We start from the raw sequence: 16,860 nt of genomic DNA, 5'->3' as shown, positions 1-16,860 counted from the left end.
AGACAATGCAACGCGTTATAGACAGGCTATTCGATTTATACCTAATTCAAAACCATCATTATCTCATCCAAATGACTGATGGCAGCTACATAACGCGAAACGATACCCGCAGGCCGCTGCGCCTCCATCACTTACTAGGTCACCTCAACGGAAAACGTCCGATAGGCACGTTCGCGGGCGCTTACCTCACGAAGTTTATCTGTTTTGACGTGGATTACCGCGATCCAGCCGTCGCAAAGTGGGTGACGTACAAGTTAGCTCATACGTTGAGTGAGGCTGGTCTTCATAACTATGCAATATCGTACAGCGGCGGAAAGGGTTACCATGTTGAATTGTTTTTCGACAAGGCGATTAGCCTCGAATCTTCGCGCCAAGTATTTAGCCTTATTATATCGAGAGCGGAGTTGGTTGGAGTCGAGGGCGGTGAGGTCGAGTTCCGTCCGTCATCTATGCAAGGAGTGAAGTTGCCGCTCAGTATTCATCAGAAAACAGCGGCATTCTGCGGTTTCTGTGAGATTGGTGACGGCTTGCGTGTGATGGAGCGCGACGAATCTATAGCGTATTTTCTTACGCTGAAGAAAACGGCTCATGCGGACGTGTTGGCTCTGATTGCGGAAGATCGGGCGTACGAAAACCGTGAAGCCGCCGATATGGAGGACGCAGTTGGCCGACATAAACCACTCGCTACATACGACCAGTCCGAGAGCTACACGTTGGCTCACGCAGCCAATCGCTTTAACGAAGGAATGAAGGGACCGGGCCAGCGCCATAACTCGTTTCTACTGCTAGCGCGCCTAATGAACCATAACGGAGTTGAGCGGCCAGACGCGTTAAGTGCAATAACGGAATGGTTCGCATGGCAGGACGCGCGGCTCTATACGTCAGATTGGACGTATTGTATGCGAGACTTACGGGAATGCGTAGACTACGTATACGATAATGATAAGACGTTGCTAACGGAGCAAAATCGCGATTTGACCGTCTCATTTAACGAAATTGACACGATAATTAGGAGCTGTTCAGGGAAGGCGCAAAAGGCGCTGACTTACGCGATGTTAATTCATTCAAAGCGATGGGCGAATGAGTCCGGAGTTTTTTATATGACATCAGCGCAAATGGGAGAGGCTGCGGGCATAGATGCAAGGACGGCGCGGCGGAAGATAAACGAACTCGAAAAGATCGGAGTTATCGCCATTATAAGTCGGAATCAAGCGCAGAAAGGAACGTTCAAGAAGAAGCCGAACCTTTACCGGATGAATTTAGGCGGCGAAAGTTTGGACAAGCGTAGTTTCGAAGCTGGTAGCGGTGATTTTAACGCGTGTATTAGGCATTTCTATACCGAGCAGGAGATAAGAAGATTACTGCCGAGGAGACAGGGAGTAGCACTACTTACAGAGTATAGAGCATCCTTAGTTAATAAATAAACCTATTATAGGACAAAACGTACACACTAATCGCATTATCTTTATTCGTCAAATATAGCATTACATGAGACAAAGGTCAACTTAAACAGGGGGTACTTATGAACAATGTAGAGCCAGGCGCAGGAGCAGTCGAATTTGCAACGGAACTTGTAACCGGTATGCCCCGCGAGAAAGCAGCGTTAGTACTAAAGAAGCTACTCGCCAGCCTGCCGGACGATAAACGCGTTAAAAGCTGCGGCTATTGCCAATATCCGTTTCGTGACGATAGCCTTCGCAACAGAAAGCAGACGTGCTGCCAGCAATGTAAAACCGGAGTTAAAACGATGCAACGCAGACAGCAACGGGCAGACAAGCTACTACTCGCGGGCATTGTACCGAAGAAAAAGAAAGCCAAACTCGCTGATAACTACGCCTCGGGGTTAGAATATCCCTTTTGGTCAAGTGAGTATGCGATGCTTCAGCTATCGTGGAAATATGAATGTCCACTCGATATAGAGAAAATTGACTTCATACATGGTCAGCGGCTAATTTACGGCGAAGGCAATCGTAAAAAAAGAACTCAGGAAGAGGACGACGCTTAAAGTGGCGACAAAAAGGTATAGGTGTAGGGAAATAACAAGCCCTACAAAATTTACTTTGTTTTTATAAGTGACATTCTAATACAGAAGGGAGCAAGTGTATATGGATTCGACGGCGGTAAGGGCAATTCGAATAAAGCTAGGGTACACTCAGTCTCAATTTGCCGCGAAGATTGGCGTTAGCCGCTCGCATGTGGCAAGCGTTGAAGCTAATCTACGTGCGGTCAGTCTAAAGTTACAATTCAAAATAGCGCAGTTTGCAGGCGTTAGCGACGAAATGTGCGAAGCAATTGATCGGGCGCGCTACTCCGATCGGCTTTCGTAATTTAAAGGTCGTACAGCCGGACTCTAAACGGTTGGGAAAACGCGGGCTCCAATACGATAAGGAGGCAGACCGCAGCGCTCCGCAGCGAGGAAGATCGGAATGGTTACCGTATCTGCTAACGAAGAAGGATATACGCTTATTAACTACGCGGAAGGCAAGCGGCCGCTGAAGATTGTAACCTACCACATTAATGACGAGGTTTACGACGGCTATTTCTCGGAGATCGTCCGGTTCGTACAGGCGGAAGCAAATGCACCTTCACACGTTATCCAAATGGAAGAGTCGAAGTTCTTCGCGCTTGCCGAGCGCCTGGCGACGGTATTCTGCAAAGCTTATGCTCCGACGCGCAACGCTGGTATTACGAAGCCGGAGATTCGCGCGGCTATTTTGTTCGTACTATACGCCGGAATTGAAGCAGGCCACTACTCGGATAAATTTACGATGACAAACACGACGCTTGTCCGGCTAGGCGGTGATTATAATGCAAGTCGCTAACCGGTTGTGGCGTATGGACAGCGATAGCCTGGCCGCTTATGTAGAGGACCGCGAAGTAATCACGAAGATAAGACGCAGCTATCCGGACTTTACCGAAATGGCCCGTTATTATCGCGAGGGTAGTTTAATCGCGATTCAGTACCGAGTCCCATCGAAAAGGAAGCGTTCGGCGCGAAATCTACTCGGCGTTAACGTAGATCGCTAAACGCCGTTTTAACCGTATATTAGACGTCGCAAGCACGGGAGGTGTAAATACCTTCGGGGCTTCTTTAGCGCGTCTAAAATGCGGCAGAATCAGCGAAAAGCGTACCAAATACGCAGCTATTTCGAAGGGGGTTCAATGTGAAGCAGCAACGCGAAGATACGATTTATTGCGGCTACTTAAACGCGGCGAAAAGCTGCTCATTGCTAACCGAAATGGCAAAGGCGGATACGTGCTGCAAGCTATGGCGCGGCGAGGATTCGATTGCGTGTCGATATCTCAGCACAATAGCCAAGCGGAGGAGGTAAGCGCATGTTATTCGTTTCCAGTATTGAGAAGTTACCGCCAAACGGATTTCAACGGTTAGTCACCGTGGTAAGCACGGAAACGGGATGCATCGCGGGAACGTTAATTTACGGGGATTCCGTGAGTGATGCGCATATCCGGCGTTTAGCTCCGTCATTGATTAAAAAACGAAGGGGAGCAAGGAGAAAATGAATAGAACACATACAAATACGAAACCAGTAGCGCCATTAAAGAGTTTTGCCCAACGCCAGTTTGAGCCAGTTATGTGGCCGGAGAATAACGAACTTACCGGAGCTGCGATCAAGTTTATCGGACCGTCGCTCGGCAAGTCACCGCGAAAGCCAGCGATTGAACGAAGAGAGCCGGATTATCAACCGGTCAGCTCGTCCAAGCATACCGATAAGGTACGTTATTACAACGCGGAAAAAGGATTCGGCAAGATCGGAGAAGCCGGACTCTTCTTTCATGTCAGCGCGGTTGTAGACGGGAACGCGTCATTCATTCGCGAAGGCGTAACGGTAGCGTACGAGGAAAGCGTAGATCGACGCGGCCGACCGTGCGCCGTAGACGTACAACTCGTAGAGGTATCACGCTGATGCGGCCGCTCGTCGAGATTATCGTAGCGGATATCTGCGGACTCCGCTTCATGTCCGCTATCCTGTATAACGAGCATGGGCGCCAGGTGGATCGTATTGTGAAGCCGGTCGAAAATGAACGCAACATTAAATACGCAGTCATTGAATTTATAGGTGCGCACAGCATTGAGTCGATTGATTTACGGACGGATAGCGAAGTAGTGTTTAAAGCATTCTTACCCGTTTTAGGGATTAACGTTGCTTTTACGCATAAAGAAGAGTTGGCCTCTCTGTATCGCGTGTTTCGGCCAGGCACCGAGGAGTATGAGGTCATTCGTGAATTATGGATAACACCGGAAACGCCATCTCCTCTTCTAATTAAGAAGCCAACGCGTTGGGAACGATTCAAAACAAAAATAAAAGGAGTGTTTAACAATGATTAAGTGGAAACTACTGGATGCATTTCTTGAACAAGATGCTAGGCATAATGAGGTTGTAGCCGGTTACCAACAAAGGGTGAGTGAGGCAGCAGGCATTTTAACCTCCAATTTAGCAGAAATGGACAAACTAATGCGTCGTGAGTTTGAGACGGGCGAAGATATGGGCTCTAAGAAAGCCGAATTAAGAACCAAAATCGCTGCATCTAACGCAGCCAAATCGGATGCTGAGTCTGAATTGCGGGCGGCATACGACTTTTTTCGTCAAGCAAAAGAGAGCAATCGGATTAGTGTTCGAGACCTGACGCTTGACTGGAACGGTCCTTACCGAACCGAAGTACAGCAAAAAGAGCTTCAGCCTATCATTGATCGAATGGCAGCCGCTCGTTTGGAATATTACAGCGCTGTACTCGACGTCTATAAACTAAAAGATTCCTACGCACACGCACAGGAAGAGATTAAAGAAAAGGTTCGTTTGGATGATAAAAGCCGTCCGGGTGACCATATTTACGTTCATGAGATTATTGACATGAGTAGCCTTCCGCTAATTCGGGATGAAGAACTTATGGACATTTCGACTAATCGAAAGTTGCCGGAAGGAAATAAACAAAACGGAAAGGGTGTGTAGTATATGATAATAATGACCGCGAGTAAATTGGAGCGCCTGCGCCTCGAAGCGAAATCGTCCGGAAGCTCTCCGCACAAGATGGCGAAGTATTCAACGGCCAAGCACGATTTTGAGGCGCTGACTAAGGCGCTTTTTGACGAAGATAATCCGTACGCCAGCCGTCCTTCAGACGAATACCTCCGCAAGTTGGAGGAACGCGCCAAGGAGACGGGGGCTGAAGAAGACGCTGCCCGTTACGAGTTAATGAAAGATCAACGCGAGCTATTTGACGGTAATCCGAAGCAGTACCGCGCAACTGTCCAAGAACTGCGCCAGCTTATCGAAAGCGGAGCGGAAATTACAGCACAACACGTTAAGGAGGCCGGTGTTTTAGCTGCGGCTCATTCATCGATCGACAATTGCGTTCTATTCTCGGCAATGAAACGGAAGCGTCAGGAACAACTAGCGGGCGCAGCTCCGGTTGAAGACGATAAGCCGATGCCAGTTACGGAAACTGACGTCCAAGAAGCGCGAGCAAAAGCAACGGTCAGCGGCCGTATTGAGGACCGCGTTAAATATGCCGATTTGAAACGGCAAATATCCGAACAGGGGGAAGCGTAATGAAAATCGAAAGAAAGTCGTTTAGCGGGATGGGAGTCGGGTACGCTCCGATTGCGGGATGGCCGTATGTAAGATTAACGGGAAAAGTAGAGGCAATAGGTTATGCTCGTGGGGGCAATGAGCATTACGTACATTTTTTACCTAGAGGAGCGGAGTTCATTTATTTTAGTCCGGACAATAACAATCCGGTATCTATAATGACTGGAAGTCCTTACGATGCTTGGCGTTTTGATGTATCGAACGTCGCTCCATCCTCGCTGGATCAATCGGCAGCGCAGTTCTCCATCCTAGATAATGGACAAGTTGCGGTTACTGGCGACGAAGACGTCATTTATCGCGGCCAGGACGTTGACCTTAATACTGTTTCAATCGCGGGCATTCGCGTCAACATGGACGAGCTTGCGAAACTGTATCATGCGGCAGCGTTGTCTAAGTCCGCAACGGATGCAGCGCGTTACCTTAAATTTAAAGCAGCGGTGGAGGCGATTATACGATGAAGAAGACGGAGGAACAATTATACGCGGAGGTATCACGTATTACTTCCGTTCTGAATCCTTACGACGGAACGTATTTCCGCCTGTGTGGAGAGGCGTTGTTTAACGGAGAGATGTCACTCGAACAATTCGCCGATAAAATGCGTGTTGCTGACGCTGTATTTGCGGATGTCATTAAGCAGCTCCGCGGCCTGCGTTTTCCGAAGATGAAACAGCGGTCGGCACTTTCGAAGCTTCTGAGTGGATTACAGGCGTATAGGAACGGATTAGCAGCCGCAGCAAGTACGAATTGGGAACTGGCTGACGTACACTTTGATCGGGCACTGGCTTCATCTAGGGAATACACCGGCTTTGCATTCCGCGATCGCATGAAGGGGGCGATATAGAATGAGTTTTGACCTTACGGCTAGTCTTCGATTAATAGATAACGTCTCTAAGCCAATGCGTAGCATCACGTCTTCACTAGCGGGTGTGGCGGGTAGGTTTGGCGCATTGTCAGCGGCGGCTATCGGCGTATCCGGAGCGTTCGCGGGTATGTCGGTCTTGACGGACTCATTTAAAAAGTCGATGGACTTCGAGTCGCAAATGCTTTCAGTAAAGGCTGTAATGGGCGGCACTAACGAGGAAATGGCGGATATGCAGTCACTAGCGTTGAAGATGGGCGCAAGTACGAAATATAGCGCCATGGAAGCCGGACAGGCGATAGAAGAGTTGCTGAAGGCCGGTATGGAATCGGCGACGGTCGAAGCAGGCGGCCTAGAAGCAGCGTTAAATCTCGCAACTGCGGGCGGACTCGGATTGCAAGAAGCCGCCGAGACGATGGCAACGTCACTTAACGCGTTCAAGAAAGACGGTTTGAGTGCCGCCCAAGCATCGGATATACTCGCGGGAACAGCTAACGCAGGCGCAACGTCAGTCCATGAAATCAGTTACGCGCTCGCCTCGGCTGGTGGAGTAGCGGATATGTTCGGACTTTCCCTCCTTGATCTGAATACCGCGATCGGGATTATGTCCAATGACGGACTTAAAGGCGGATCGGACGCGGGTACGAGCTTCAAGTCGATGCTTATGTACTTGCAGCCGCAGACGAAGAAAGCCACGCAGCTATTTAAAAAGCTAGGTATTGGCGTAGGCGAAGCCAACAAGTTCTTTGAAGACGGAAAAATCAAAGATATCGGCGGAATTGCCGACGTACTACAAAAAGCGTTTAAAGGGTTTTCCGAGCAAGAGAGAACCGACTTAATGCTAGAGATGTTCGGTACAGATGGCGTCAAGGCTGCGTCCTCTATGTTTAAAGCGGGGTCCAAGGGGATTAAGGAGTTTCAACGAGAACTATCGAAAACGACCGCACTAGACGTCGCCAAAACGAAAATGGAAGGTGCGGGCGGCGCGGTAGAGCAGTTTAATGGCGCGCTTGAGACGTTGCAGATATCTGCCCTAGCACCGACGATGCCGATCATACGTGATTTCGCTTTATCAGCCTCGGACATGATCGAAAAATACTCACCTACGATAACAGCAGCCGTACAGAAAGCGGTCGATAACGGTAAGAAATACGTTGCGGACAATTTTACGAACAATCCGGAGTTTCAAAAGTTAACGAAATTTGAAAGTAAAGTAGAGTTCGTATTCGATACCGTTAAAACTTCGTTCGATAAGTGGTGGGCAGAGTCGGGAGAGGCGGTATTTAAGGGATATTCGGAGAAGATTACGAGTACGTTACTTGCTTCGTTGGAGAACTCTTCCAGCCAAATTGCTAGTATCGGTTTGAAGATCGGCGGAGGCTTGGCCGAGGGAATCGCGGATGGTATGCGTAAATCGAAATCGACAAGTTGGATTTTCAAAGGGATAGACATAGGTACTCCTGAGATAGCTCAAGAACTATTGTACAAATATGCAGACTTGGACGTTGGGACGAAGGGTACTCCGAAACAACAGCGAGAAGAAGACAAGAAGATCTTTGAGAACTGGTTTTATGAGTCAAAGGGTATTACGCCAAAGAATACCGGCAACGCGGAGTCATTCGCTAACCGCTTCTCCACGCAAGCACCGATGCAACAGAACATCACGAACAACACGCCAGTCGCGATTACGCTAAATATGGGCGGCGTCACTGTCAAGGAAGAAGCGGATGTAAACAAAATTACGGATGAGTTGCAAAGGAGGCTATTCGCAGCGTTTAACGCCACCGGTAAATCAGGAAGCAGCAGCCGTGGAGCTGCGCCAGGAGGGCCGATACAAAACTAATACGCAATACAACGGAGCATCGGCGGTATATGTACGCTGGCGCTCCGTTTATTTCTATTTACGGAGTTGAATACGTGCAAAAACGAAGAAGAAAACGGAAGAAGCGGCCGCTAACGGAAATACAACTATGCGCTATCGAACTGCTCGCGATAACTCGGGGAGCTAATTACGAAGATATTGCGAAGGAACTCGGCATTAGTGTCCGCACGCTTTACCGTTGGAGGCAAAGAAAGGATTTTGAAGCAGCGCTCAAAGTAGCGGTAAAGCGTTATATAACTAGTTTGCGCATTAAACCGACGTTTGCCGGGATGTTGAAAGATCGGGCTTATATTGTAACAGTATGTATGGATTACTTCGCATATACGAAATAGAGTCGCACCAAACGATTTATTTGTAAAGAAACGCTGTAACCCGCATGAAATCGGGCTTTTACGCGTTTGTTCAATGGTTTTTATGCGTTGTTAAGGTGTCCGAAATCTTTACTTTTAGCGGAATTTTTCTGCAAACGTATCGCGGCGCGTGCCCTTCCGAAACTTTTCGATGGGTAGTCATGTAAAGCTGCCGCTAATAATTGCGTATGAAGCTGAAATCCCTTGTATATCAACGGATATCGGCGTTTTTCGGGCGTTATTTTTCGCGGATTTTATGTTACGCAGGGTTACATTTGCGCAACCTCACGGGGTTCCGTAGGCTTCCGCACTTGCAAGCGCCTCTCTCCGGATGAGGCTCCGAAATCTCACGGGGTCACGGTGGCTCTGGCGTCTGCATAACGATGCATAAAACGTGTATAAACGGTGCATAAAACGTTTCTGAGCGATTCGGCAGACGGACGAAAACGCGAGAATCCAGTAACGGCGCGGGTTTGCGGCGGTTAGACTTGTGTCCATAATATGAGTTTTATTCATATGTACATCGCGTTAATGCGGTGAAGTTACGCAGACCCCCAAGGCGGTGGTCAAAAGGTGCTAAATCAGGTGTATCTAGTTTCCGCGCAGTTTTTATATCTTAGGAGGTATGGGAAGATAAGAGTGAATGACAAGCGTAACTCGTTCGTGGTATACTTCGTCTCGTTAACGTTAACTCGTAGGCACACGACAAAAACGCGCTCGCATATCCGAGTGCTTTCCGATTGTCTGTCCGTATCCTGTGCGTTGTGATGAATATTACGAAGAGCAAAACGCTGGGAAACAGCGGTATGTATACGAAAATTGCGAATTGGCAGACGCACAGGACTTAAAATCCTGCGGTAGGTGACTACCGTACCGGTTCGATCCCGGTCCTCGGCATCCTTGATTTATAAGGGTTTTTTCCGGAAAACCTTGGTTTTTAAAACAACTTGGGAGAGAACTTTTTAACGAGTTCTCTCCTGCAGTTCTCTCCTTTTTCCGAAGGAGAGAACGAAGAGAAGATCGCATGACTCTCATGAAACATTGAGGGCAGTGCGATCTTTTTTATTAAAAGACCAAAATACCACTCATTGTTGATGCTGAAGATACTTTGGAACTGTATTCCAAGTGAGAATAAATGTTGGCCGTTGTAGAATAGTTGCTGTGTCCCAGCCATTCCTGAATTTCTTTCATACTGACTCCATTAGCGAGTAGAAGGCTTGCACAACTATGACGCAGGTCGTGATAACGAATATGACGAAGACCATTTTTTTTAAGCGTTCTAGTGAAGTTCTGTGTGATATAGCCGGGTTTAATTCGTTGTCCCAACTTATCCAGATAGATATACTCCTCGTAATCAGTGCAGTAGGATTTACCACATATGGCTTTATTGAGAGCTTGAAGCTCACGAATACGCAGCAGTAATTCCTCAAAGGCTGGTACAAGAGTTAAGGTGCGGCGACTTGGTTTGTTTTTATCCCGGTCCTTTTCAATGATGTGTTCCTGACCTTCAAAATAAACCGGAGTTACAGTATGCCTAATACTAATCGTTTTGTTTTCAAAATTTATAGCTGTCCATTTCAACCCAACTACTTCACTTCGCCGCAATCCATAAAAAGCGGCAAGAATGACTGCTAGCTCTATCAGTTCGCCTTTAACTTTTTCAAACAGAATATTAGTCTCCTGCTTGTTGTAAAAACTGCCTACAAAATCATTTTTCTTTGGTCTTTCAATCTTATCTGCCGGATTAGTGTTAATTAAATCATTTTTGAGAGCATGCTTTAGAGCTTTGCGAATATTAGCGTGATAATGGAGAACCGTGTTGGTTGTTACTCCATTTTCTTCAAGCTCATATTGATAGTAATCTTGTATGTGACTTGGTAATAATTCTTTGAGAAATAACCCCTTTTCTTCGAAGTAAGGAACGATATGATAGCATTTAAAAGAAGAGTAAATTCCCTCCCACTATAAATTAATAAATTCTCTTGTTTACTCACTCATTCTTAGATTTTCAACCATTGACTTATTAAGAGTTGGAGAAGTCATGTAAGAATGACAATATTTTCTGGAGGAGCCGGTGGCGGGAATAGAGATTGGGGCATTTGTCCCCAGCTCATGGATTTTTCCGATGATCGCACCTTGGATATCCACACCTTCTTTTGACGGCTTACCCTCCCATGTCACTCGGGGTCTGTGCCCTTACATTCCTTCGTTCTGCCTCTCAAAAGGTGGACGCCGTTTCTTGCTCCTTTGCGGGGGCGTTGCCCTTATGGAATTCGATCCTACGGCTGCTCCGTGCTTCTTTTGTCTTTAGTCTTTCCCGTTTGGTGAGAAACGTGAATTCGGTTTTTCTTAAGCCACCATCTGTAACTGGGCTTGACGCACCTGCCCTAGCACGTCGTTTGCGTCATATGGCATTTGCTTGGTGCCGAGCGTATGCAGGACACGTATGAGTTTCCCGCACAACGCCACAAGGGATTTTTTTTTCTTCAGTGGGTTCTGTGTTCGCATGGTGAAGTACTGGTGCAAGGCCTTAAACTCCGCATTCTTTGCTACCATGGGCATGACCGCTCGAAACAGCAGGGCCCTTAATCTTGCACGTCCACGTTTGGTAATACTGGATCTTCCTTTTTTCTTTCCTGAGCTATTTTCTTTGAGATTTAGCCCAGCCAGCCGAATAATCTGCTGGCCATGCTCGTAACCGCTCAGATCTCCAACTTCCGCCAAGAATCCTGCCAAGGTGACCACTGCCACACCCGGCACGGTGAGCATTTCCTTCGTTCCTGGGATTTGTCCAAGTAGACGTTCGACCTCGACTAGAATCTCTTCGAGCTGTCTAGCGAACAGGTCGTACTGCTCCAGAAGCGCTTTAATCTCTATTTTTGCTGCGGGCAGCCCTTCGGTAAGCCCGATGGAGCTTCTCGCGGTTTCAACCAGCAGCTTGGCTCGTTTCGTCCCTACGGCTCGTTTCACGTCTTTCTTCCATCGCTTCACAATGGCTTCTGTACCAAGTGCTACGATCTCACTCGGCGTCGGAAACTCGCCTAGCGTAAGGAAGCGAGGCTTTACCCTCCCAGTCTTTAAATACCTCTGTATATTCGGGGAAAAAGCGATCTTGCCAGTTCTGTATTCGTTTCTGTACCTGTCCGAGATTCACCATGATCTTCTCGAGAAGATTCATGAGAATCCGCAGATCGGCATAGACACGCGTCGGCAATTTCGGCTGGCTGTACTTCCCGTTTCGTACCAAGTCAGCAATGACTTTTGCATCTTTGTAGTCGTTTTTCGTCGGTGAGTTGTCTTCCAGTTCTTTGCTCTTGTGTACATGATGCGGATTGACAATGACCAAAGGAATACCTTGCTGTCCCAAATACTCGGCTAGGTTAAACCAGTAGTGTCCGGTAGGCTCAATGCCGAAGAGGACGTCACTCTTGACATGCTCCCGCTGAAGCTCCTTCATCCACTGAACCAGTTGCTCCAGTCCGGTGCGGGTATTGGAAAACACGCAGTCCCTTCCCAGTTCAATCCCCCGAAAGTCGATGGCGCGGTCCACGTGAGTTTCTTTCGCAATATCTGCGCCAACCACCAACGTTTTTTCGGAAATGCGTGTAATCCGTTGATTCTGTTTCTTCGATTGTTTATACTTCATAGTGAGCGTCCTCCTTTTTATTCGGGCAGTGAATGACCATCATTCCATGACCCAGCATACAGGAGGCGCTTTTTTTGTTCAAACCTCAAATTAATTCAATACAGGAATGGCTCCTTTTATCGAAACTTCAATGGCAAAGAAGAGGTGTTAAAACAATATCTTCTCCGTTTGATTAAGGAATGGGGAACGGAATATGAAAATAGCGAGAGCCCTAACATTGTTGCAAGTTTGTTCGGACATTACAAAAAGCATAAAGATTCTTATTTAATGCTTTACCGCTCTGGGTTATCCTATTTGGTATTAGATAACATTAAGGCAGTATGCGGCCCGAAGCCTGATCAGGAGGATTTACCTGCTTATTTCAGTGACTGGTTTGCCGGAGCTTTGTTTGGTTGGATTGATGAATGGATTACACGGGGAATGAAGCAGGAACCGGAAGAAATGGCAAGGCTGCTGGAGGAAGTGGATCGTCGTTCTAAAGCAATGTCTTAATTTGATATGGGAATGAGAGGAAGGGGGAACTGCGGCCCCTTCCCGCCTGATTCTATTCTGCGCTACTGCCTTTTGTATACTTATCAATAAATTTCACTAATCTCCCGAAACCTTCCTGTGCGTTCTTGTCTGTTCTTATATTTGCTAAATAACCATGGGCGATTTTACCATGTGCCTTATCAAGGTAGAAATAGTCATTATCTATCTGATATGACGTAAGCTTATCGGATAAGGCCTTCATATCTTTAGGAAACCCATCTCCATTGGCGGCAGTTATAAAAGATGGTGGATAATCGCCAGTAACATGTAATATCGTGTTATATTGATCTGCAACTTTGCTGCTTTTGAATTCATTTGTACCTATACCTAGGTAATGACCGACTATTACTCTTGTAGCAAAATTAAGTTCGTCAGTCTTTATAGGCCCATCATCTATAACTAAGGCTTTTACTTCTTTAGTAGTGAGTAAGGGATGGATGTTGAAACTGTCCGCATAATCTTTGTTTGTAATGATTGCGCCATACTGACTGGTAAGTATGGCTCCTGCAGAACTACCCATAACAACAACATTTTCCATATCCAAGTTATACTTTTCGCTGTTATCTACCAAAAAGTTAATCGCTTGATTCATTTGGATAACAGGAACCGGGAATTTATAATCCGGCACTAAAGCATAATTGACGTTAACCAGGTTGTATCCATTTTCCACGAGCCTATTGAATAGCATATTGGCGTCATCATTTACTGCCATAGGATCTCCCATTGCCTTGTCTCCTCCGAAATATCCTCCACCATGAAAGTAAACGATCGTCGGTCTTTTAATTGTGGTATCCGTATTAGGATATGATATATCCAAATAACTATTAGGATATTCATCAGCATACTTGATGTCATTCACATAGAGTATGCCATTACTCTTAACAATTTTCCCTTGCGGATTAAAAGGTTCAAAGGAATTGATCGGATTTCCTTTGTATAATGCATCTTGAATAAAGCCAATAATAATTCCTGGATGCGAACGTACATATAAAAACATGCCGCTAAATATTAAAGCTAATGATAATAGAGCGATGCCTATAATCTTTAGAACTTTGTTCCTTTTTTTAGGTTTTTTATTCCTCATTTCAGAGATCGTTCCCTTGTTCTCGAGTTGTACGTTATCATTCGACTTGTCCATTTTGACTCCTCCTGGTGTTCATTAATCGTTTTTTTATCGCAGGGAATGCTAATCCTTTAAGACACTCTCATAATTTTCATTAATCTGACCCAACAGTTCTTTGTTTGGCACATTCATAATGCCTCTATCTATATTGCTGTATTTAGAGTCCATCTTATGATCTGGAATATCATTGTTATATTCATCGCTTCTTTCATCAGATTGGAATAATGCTGTCATTGCATCATTTTGGAGATACCGCGAAGTGAATAAGTGACTCCAAATTCCCGTTTACAACATTGAACTATTTATCCAATAAATCTAGTCCATAACTATTAATATTTCCATTTACTGCATTAACAATCCAGTCAGCTATACTTTTATCTTCTGAATATTTCTTACCATAAAAATTAGGAGAAGGTAAGATGGTATGCGGAGTTAAATTTTTTCCATCTTTATTTTTCTCTATCTCATTCCAAATATAAATTCCGACATTAGGAATGTTCTCTTGTAAATCAGCTACCATTTTTGCAAGGTCTTTTTCATAGATATCGCCATTTTCATTTGTTGTGGATAAAATTCCATTTCTAAAATAAGATTGGTATGTGCTTAATGCTTCATCTCTTAAAGAACTACCAAATAGAATTTTTATTTTATTACCATATTTTTTTGATAGGCTGGTTAAACTGTCTAAGGTAATATTATCACTTACTAATCTATCTGAAATCTCTTTTGGCGTTTGCCACATATTTTCAGCGACATCATGCCAAGTGTCCGTTAAAAGTAATGAACTATCTACAGCTACTGTTACATTATTTACTTGAGGAAAATACTGTGTAATAATATCATCTGCAAGTAATGAGGTACCAAATCCTCCTGCACTAAAACCTGCGATAAGTAGTGTATCTGGATTAGGTATATATTTCATCGCTTCTTTCATAAAAGAAGTGTAGTTAATATATCCATTATGATAAAGAATTTGTTTATTACCATTTAAGTCTGTATATTCATATTCGCCACTTCCTGCATGAAGATCTCCTGTTGAATAAGGTATTGCTAATATTGTCCAATCTTTGAAAGGATTTTCTTTATTATTACTTGCTATTCCAAATTTAACACCAAAGTCAACGTCAGCATAATCTGCATAAAAACCGCCGTCATCATTTAAAGGTCTTGCAGCTGTGTATTCATCTACTGCTAATCCACCACCAAAGAAATACACTATTACTTTGTTTTCTTTTCCTACTTTTATTAAACTATGCCAATCCTTTCCGTTTGCAGACTTAGTTCCTTCTGGAGTTATACGATACCATTCTCCTACTTTTGGTTCACCACTTAATTCTGGTGCTTTCCATTTTAGAAAATTTTGTAATCCTACATAACCGACAACACCAATAATTGCTATAATTACTAAAACTAATGCTGATATTTTCCATCTCTTTTTCATTTTTTTCTTTTTGATTTTATTACTCATTTTAATCTTCCTTTTCTGTAAGTTTATTTTTGAAATTGATTTGCTTCTTATATAGCTATAGCCGTATCTTTATCTTTTTCAATAAATAGCTTTCCTCCTTAAACTTTTCATCGGTCGCTATATGTGGCAACAGCTCTAGTGTAGCTGTACAATATAAACTGAAACTCAACTGCATATGTTTATTTTCAATTTACTTTTCAACGGTAAAATGAGACATCTTATTGATGATAGAAGGAGATTCTTTATATGTTAAATATATTAGTGGTTGAAGATGACGAAAGTACCAGGAAATTGATGTGTGTGGTCTTACAAACGAGAGGCTTTAAAACATGCTGGGCAGAAGACGGGATAACAGCGCTTGAGATTATAGAAAAACAGCACATTGATTTAGTTGTACTTGATTTAATGATGCCCAATATGGACGGCTATGAATTGACACGGCAGCTTCGGGTATTGTCGGAGCATTTGCCGATTCTGATGGTTACAGCCAAACAGGAGCCGAAAGATAAAAGACAGGGATTTCTTGCTGGTACGGATGACTATATGACAAAACCGATAAAAGACAGGGATTTCTTGCTGGTACGGATGACTATATGACAAAACCANTTCGCTCCAGCAAGCCCTTCTTCGGCAGGCTGAAATACAAATTTGATATTGGGCTCAGGCGCTGCGGAGCATTTGCCGATTCTGATGGTTACAGCCAAACAGGAGCCGAAAGATAAAAGACAGGGATTTCTTGCTGGTACGGATGACTATATGACAAAACCCGTAGACGAAGAGGAGCTGATACTCCGGATTAGAGCTCTTCTGCGCAGAGCGAGGATTGCCAATGAACACAAGCTGACCATCGGGAAAGTTGTACTGGATTATGATGCGCTGACGGCAACACGCGAAGAAGAAATTAACCTTCTTCCCACCAAGGAATTTTATTTGTTGTTTAAGTTACTATCTTATCCGAACCTGATCTTTACCCGTTTGCAGCTTATGGATGAAATCTGGGGGATGGATTCCGAAACGGATGATCACACACTTACTGTTCATATCAACCGTTTACGCAACCGTTTTCGAGAGTGGCCAGAGTTTGAGATTATTGTGATTAGAGGACTTGGCTATAAGGCGGTGCTGCATACCAAATGAAAGAATTTTTTCATAAGAGAATAAGTCTGGCGATAACTTTGGTATTGTTTGTTTTCGGTGTGCTGGTGGCGACATTTCTCCTGCTGTTCGGCTGTACTATTCTGCTACAGTATATCGGTGTTATTTCACTTACGCCTTCCCCGAGTCAAGGATTCGGTGAACGTCTGCTCTCGATTTTGTTTCTCTTTGGCTTATGTGTTTTAATGGTGAACGTCTGCTCTCGATTTTGTTTCTCTTTGGCTTATGTGTTTTAAT

The 16,860-nt window shown here is 44.9% G+C and carries 19 protein-coding genes and 3 pseudogenes; 17 read left to right on the top strand and 5 right to left on the bottom strand.

The features are described 5' to 3' along the window. Positions 1 to 5 precede the first annotated feature (5 nt). The 14 genes from ASF12_RS27400 to ASF12_RS27335 all read left to right on the top strand — a co-directional run bounded on the left by ASF12_RS27400 (position 6) and on the right by ASF12_RS27335 (position 8,682). A complete protein-coding gene (locus tag ASF12_RS27400; RefSeq protein WP_056041551.1) occupies positions 6 to 1,424 on the top strand; it encodes a TOTE conflict system archaeo-eukaryotic primase domain-containing protein in 1,419 nt (472 codons plus the stop codon). A 98-nt stretch (positions 1,425 to 1,522) separates the two neighbouring features. Further along, on the top strand, positions 1,523 to 2,005 hold the full coding sequence (locus ASF12_RS27395; RefSeq protein ID WP_056041549.1) for a hypothetical protein: 483 nt from the start codon (positions 1,523 to 1,525) through the stop codon (positions 2,003 to 2,005). A 100-nt stretch (positions 2,006 to 2,105) separates the two neighbouring features. After that, complete coding sequence (locus tag ASF12_RS27390) at positions 2,106 to 2,327, top strand: helix-turn-helix transcriptional regulator (protein ID WP_056041547.1); 222 nt, start codon at positions 2,106 to 2,108, stop codon at positions 2,325 to 2,327. A gap of 99 nt (positions 2,328 to 2,426) precedes the next feature. Then, the gene (locus ASF12_RS27385; RefSeq protein ID WP_056041545.1) at positions 2,427 to 2,822 is read left to right on the top strand and encodes a hypothetical protein; all 396 of its coding nucleotides are present in this window, start codon (positions 2,427 to 2,429) and stop codon (positions 2,820 to 2,822) included. After that, complete coding sequence (locus ASF12_RS27380) at positions 2,809 to 3,027, top strand: hypothetical protein (RefSeq protein WP_056041543.1); 219 nt, start codon at positions 2,809 to 2,811, stop codon at positions 3,025 to 3,027. Before ASF12_RS27385 ends, ASF12_RS27380 begins: the two co-directional genes overlap by 14 nt. 137 nt (positions 3,028 to 3,164) lie before the next feature. Continuing rightward, complete coding sequence (locus ASF12_RS27375; protein WP_155973498.1) at positions 3,165 to 3,332, top strand: hypothetical protein; 168 nt, start codon at positions 3,165 to 3,167, stop codon at positions 3,330 to 3,332. Positions 3,333 to 3,518: 186 nt separating this feature from the next. Then, on the top strand, positions 3,519 to 3,926 hold the full coding sequence (locus ASF12_RS27370; RefSeq protein ID WP_056041539.1) for a cold-shock protein: 408 nt from the start codon (positions 3,519 to 3,521) through the stop codon (positions 3,924 to 3,926). After that, positions 3,926 to 4,348 (top strand): hypothetical protein, encoded by a 423-nt coding sequence (locus ASF12_RS27365; RefSeq protein ID WP_056041537.1) that lies wholly within the window; start codon positions 3,926 to 3,928, stop codon positions 4,346 to 4,348. Before ASF12_RS27370 ends, ASF12_RS27365 begins: the two co-directional genes overlap by 1 nt. Next, positions 4,341 to 4,970 carry a hypothetical protein gene (locus ASF12_RS27360; protein WP_056041535.1) on the top strand — a complete coding sequence of 210 codons (630 nt, stop codon included), beginning with the start codon at positions 4,341 to 4,343 and terminating at the stop codon, positions 4,968 to 4,970. Before ASF12_RS27365 ends, ASF12_RS27360 begins: the two co-directional genes overlap by 8 nt. A gap of 3 nt (positions 4,971 to 4,973) precedes the next feature. After that, entirely contained in the window at positions 4,974 to 5,570 is a 597-nt protein-coding gene (locus ASF12_RS27355; protein ID WP_056041533.1) for a hypothetical protein, read from the top strand. Continuing rightward, on the top strand, positions 5,570 to 6,067 hold the full coding sequence (locus ASF12_RS27350) for a hypothetical protein (protein WP_056041531.1): 498 nt from the start codon (positions 5,570 to 5,572) through the stop codon (positions 6,065 to 6,067). The genes ASF12_RS27355 and ASF12_RS27350 overlap by 1 nt, the downstream gene beginning before the upstream one ends. Next, positions 6,064 to 6,450, top strand: a complete 387-nt coding sequence (locus tag ASF12_RS27345; RefSeq protein WP_056041528.1) for a hypothetical protein — start codon at positions 6,064 to 6,066, stop codon at positions 6,448 to 6,450. Before ASF12_RS27350 ends, ASF12_RS27345 begins: the two co-directional genes overlap by 4 nt. Before the next feature lies 1 nt (position 6,451). Next, complete coding sequence (locus ASF12_RS27340) at positions 6,452 to 8,311, top strand: phage tail tape measure protein (protein WP_056041526.1); 1,860 nt, start codon at positions 6,452 to 6,454, stop codon at positions 8,309 to 8,311. Positions 8,312 to 8,385: 74 nt separating this feature from the next. Beyond that, positions 8,386 to 8,682 carry a helix-turn-helix domain-containing protein gene (locus ASF12_RS27335; protein WP_162241940.1) on the top strand — a complete coding sequence of 99 codons (297 nt, stop codon included), beginning with the start codon at positions 8,386 to 8,388 and terminating at the stop codon, positions 8,680 to 8,682. A 1,083-nt stretch (positions 8,683 to 9,765) separates the two neighbouring features. On the opposite strand, the gene ASF12_RS35960 is transcribed toward ASF12_RS27335, so the two are convergent. The 3 genes and pseudogenes from ASF12_RS35960 to ASF12_RS27320 all read right to left on the bottom strand — a co-directional run bounded on the left by ASF12_RS35960 (position 9,766) and on the right by ASF12_RS27320 (position 12,346). Further along, a complete protein-coding gene (locus ASF12_RS35960; RefSeq protein WP_268795472.1) occupies positions 9,766 to 10,326 on the bottom strand; it encodes a site-specific integrase in 561 nt (186 codons plus the stop codon). Positions 10,327 to 10,440: 114 nt separating this feature from the next. Then, positions 10,441 to 10,653, bottom strand: a pseudogene (locus ASF12_RS36235) (phage integrase SAM-like domain-containing protein); the annotation flags it as partial. A 396-nt stretch (positions 10,654 to 11,049) separates the two neighbouring features. Then, a pseudogene (locus tag ASF12_RS27320) lies at positions 11,050 to 12,346 on the bottom strand (IS110 family transposase). Positions 12,347 to 12,490: 144 nt separating this feature from the next. Here ASF12_RS27320 and ASF12_RS27315 point away from each other — a divergent pair. Then, a complete protein-coding gene (locus ASF12_RS27315; protein ID WP_155973496.1) occupies positions 12,491 to 12,838 on the top strand; it encodes a TetR-like C-terminal domain-containing protein in 348 nt (115 codons plus the stop codon). Positions 12,839 to 12,890: 52 nt separating this feature from the next. Here the strand turns inward: ASF12_RS27315 and ASF12_RS27310 are convergent, their stop codons facing one another. Together ASF12_RS27310 and ASF12_RS27305 are read right to left on the bottom strand one after the other, a co-directional pair. Next, a complete protein-coding gene (locus ASF12_RS27310) occupies positions 12,891 to 14,015 on the bottom strand; it encodes an alpha/beta hydrolase (RefSeq protein ID WP_056041516.1) in 1,125 nt (374 codons plus the stop codon). A gap of 283 nt (positions 14,016 to 14,298) precedes the next feature. Then, the gene (locus ASF12_RS27305) at positions 14,299 to 15,468 is read right to left on the bottom strand and encodes a pectin acetylesterase-family hydrolase (protein WP_081419088.1); all 1,170 of its coding nucleotides are present in this window, start codon (positions 15,466 to 15,468) and stop codon (positions 14,299 to 14,301) included. A gap of 246 nt (positions 15,469 to 15,714) precedes the next feature. Between ASF12_RS27305 and ASF12_RS27300 the strand changes: the two genes are divergently transcribed. Beyond that, on the top strand, positions 15,715 to 16,065 hold the full coding sequence (locus ASF12_RS27300; RefSeq protein WP_056041514.1) for a response regulator: 351 nt from the start codon (positions 15,715 to 15,717) through the stop codon (positions 16,063 to 16,065). Positions 16,066 to 16,140: 75 nt separating this feature from the next. Further along, positions 16,141 to 16,605: pseudogene (locus tag ASF12_RS27295) on the top strand (response regulator transcription factor); the annotation flags it as partial. Positions 16,606 to 16,860 lie beyond the last annotated feature (255 nt).

The organism is Paenibacillus sp. Leaf72 (assembly GCF_001422685.1).
Lineage (GTDB): Bacteria > Bacillota > Bacilli > Paenibacillales > Paenibacillaceae > Pristimantibacillus.
This window is presented reverse-complemented; position numbering and strand designations above follow the sequence as displayed.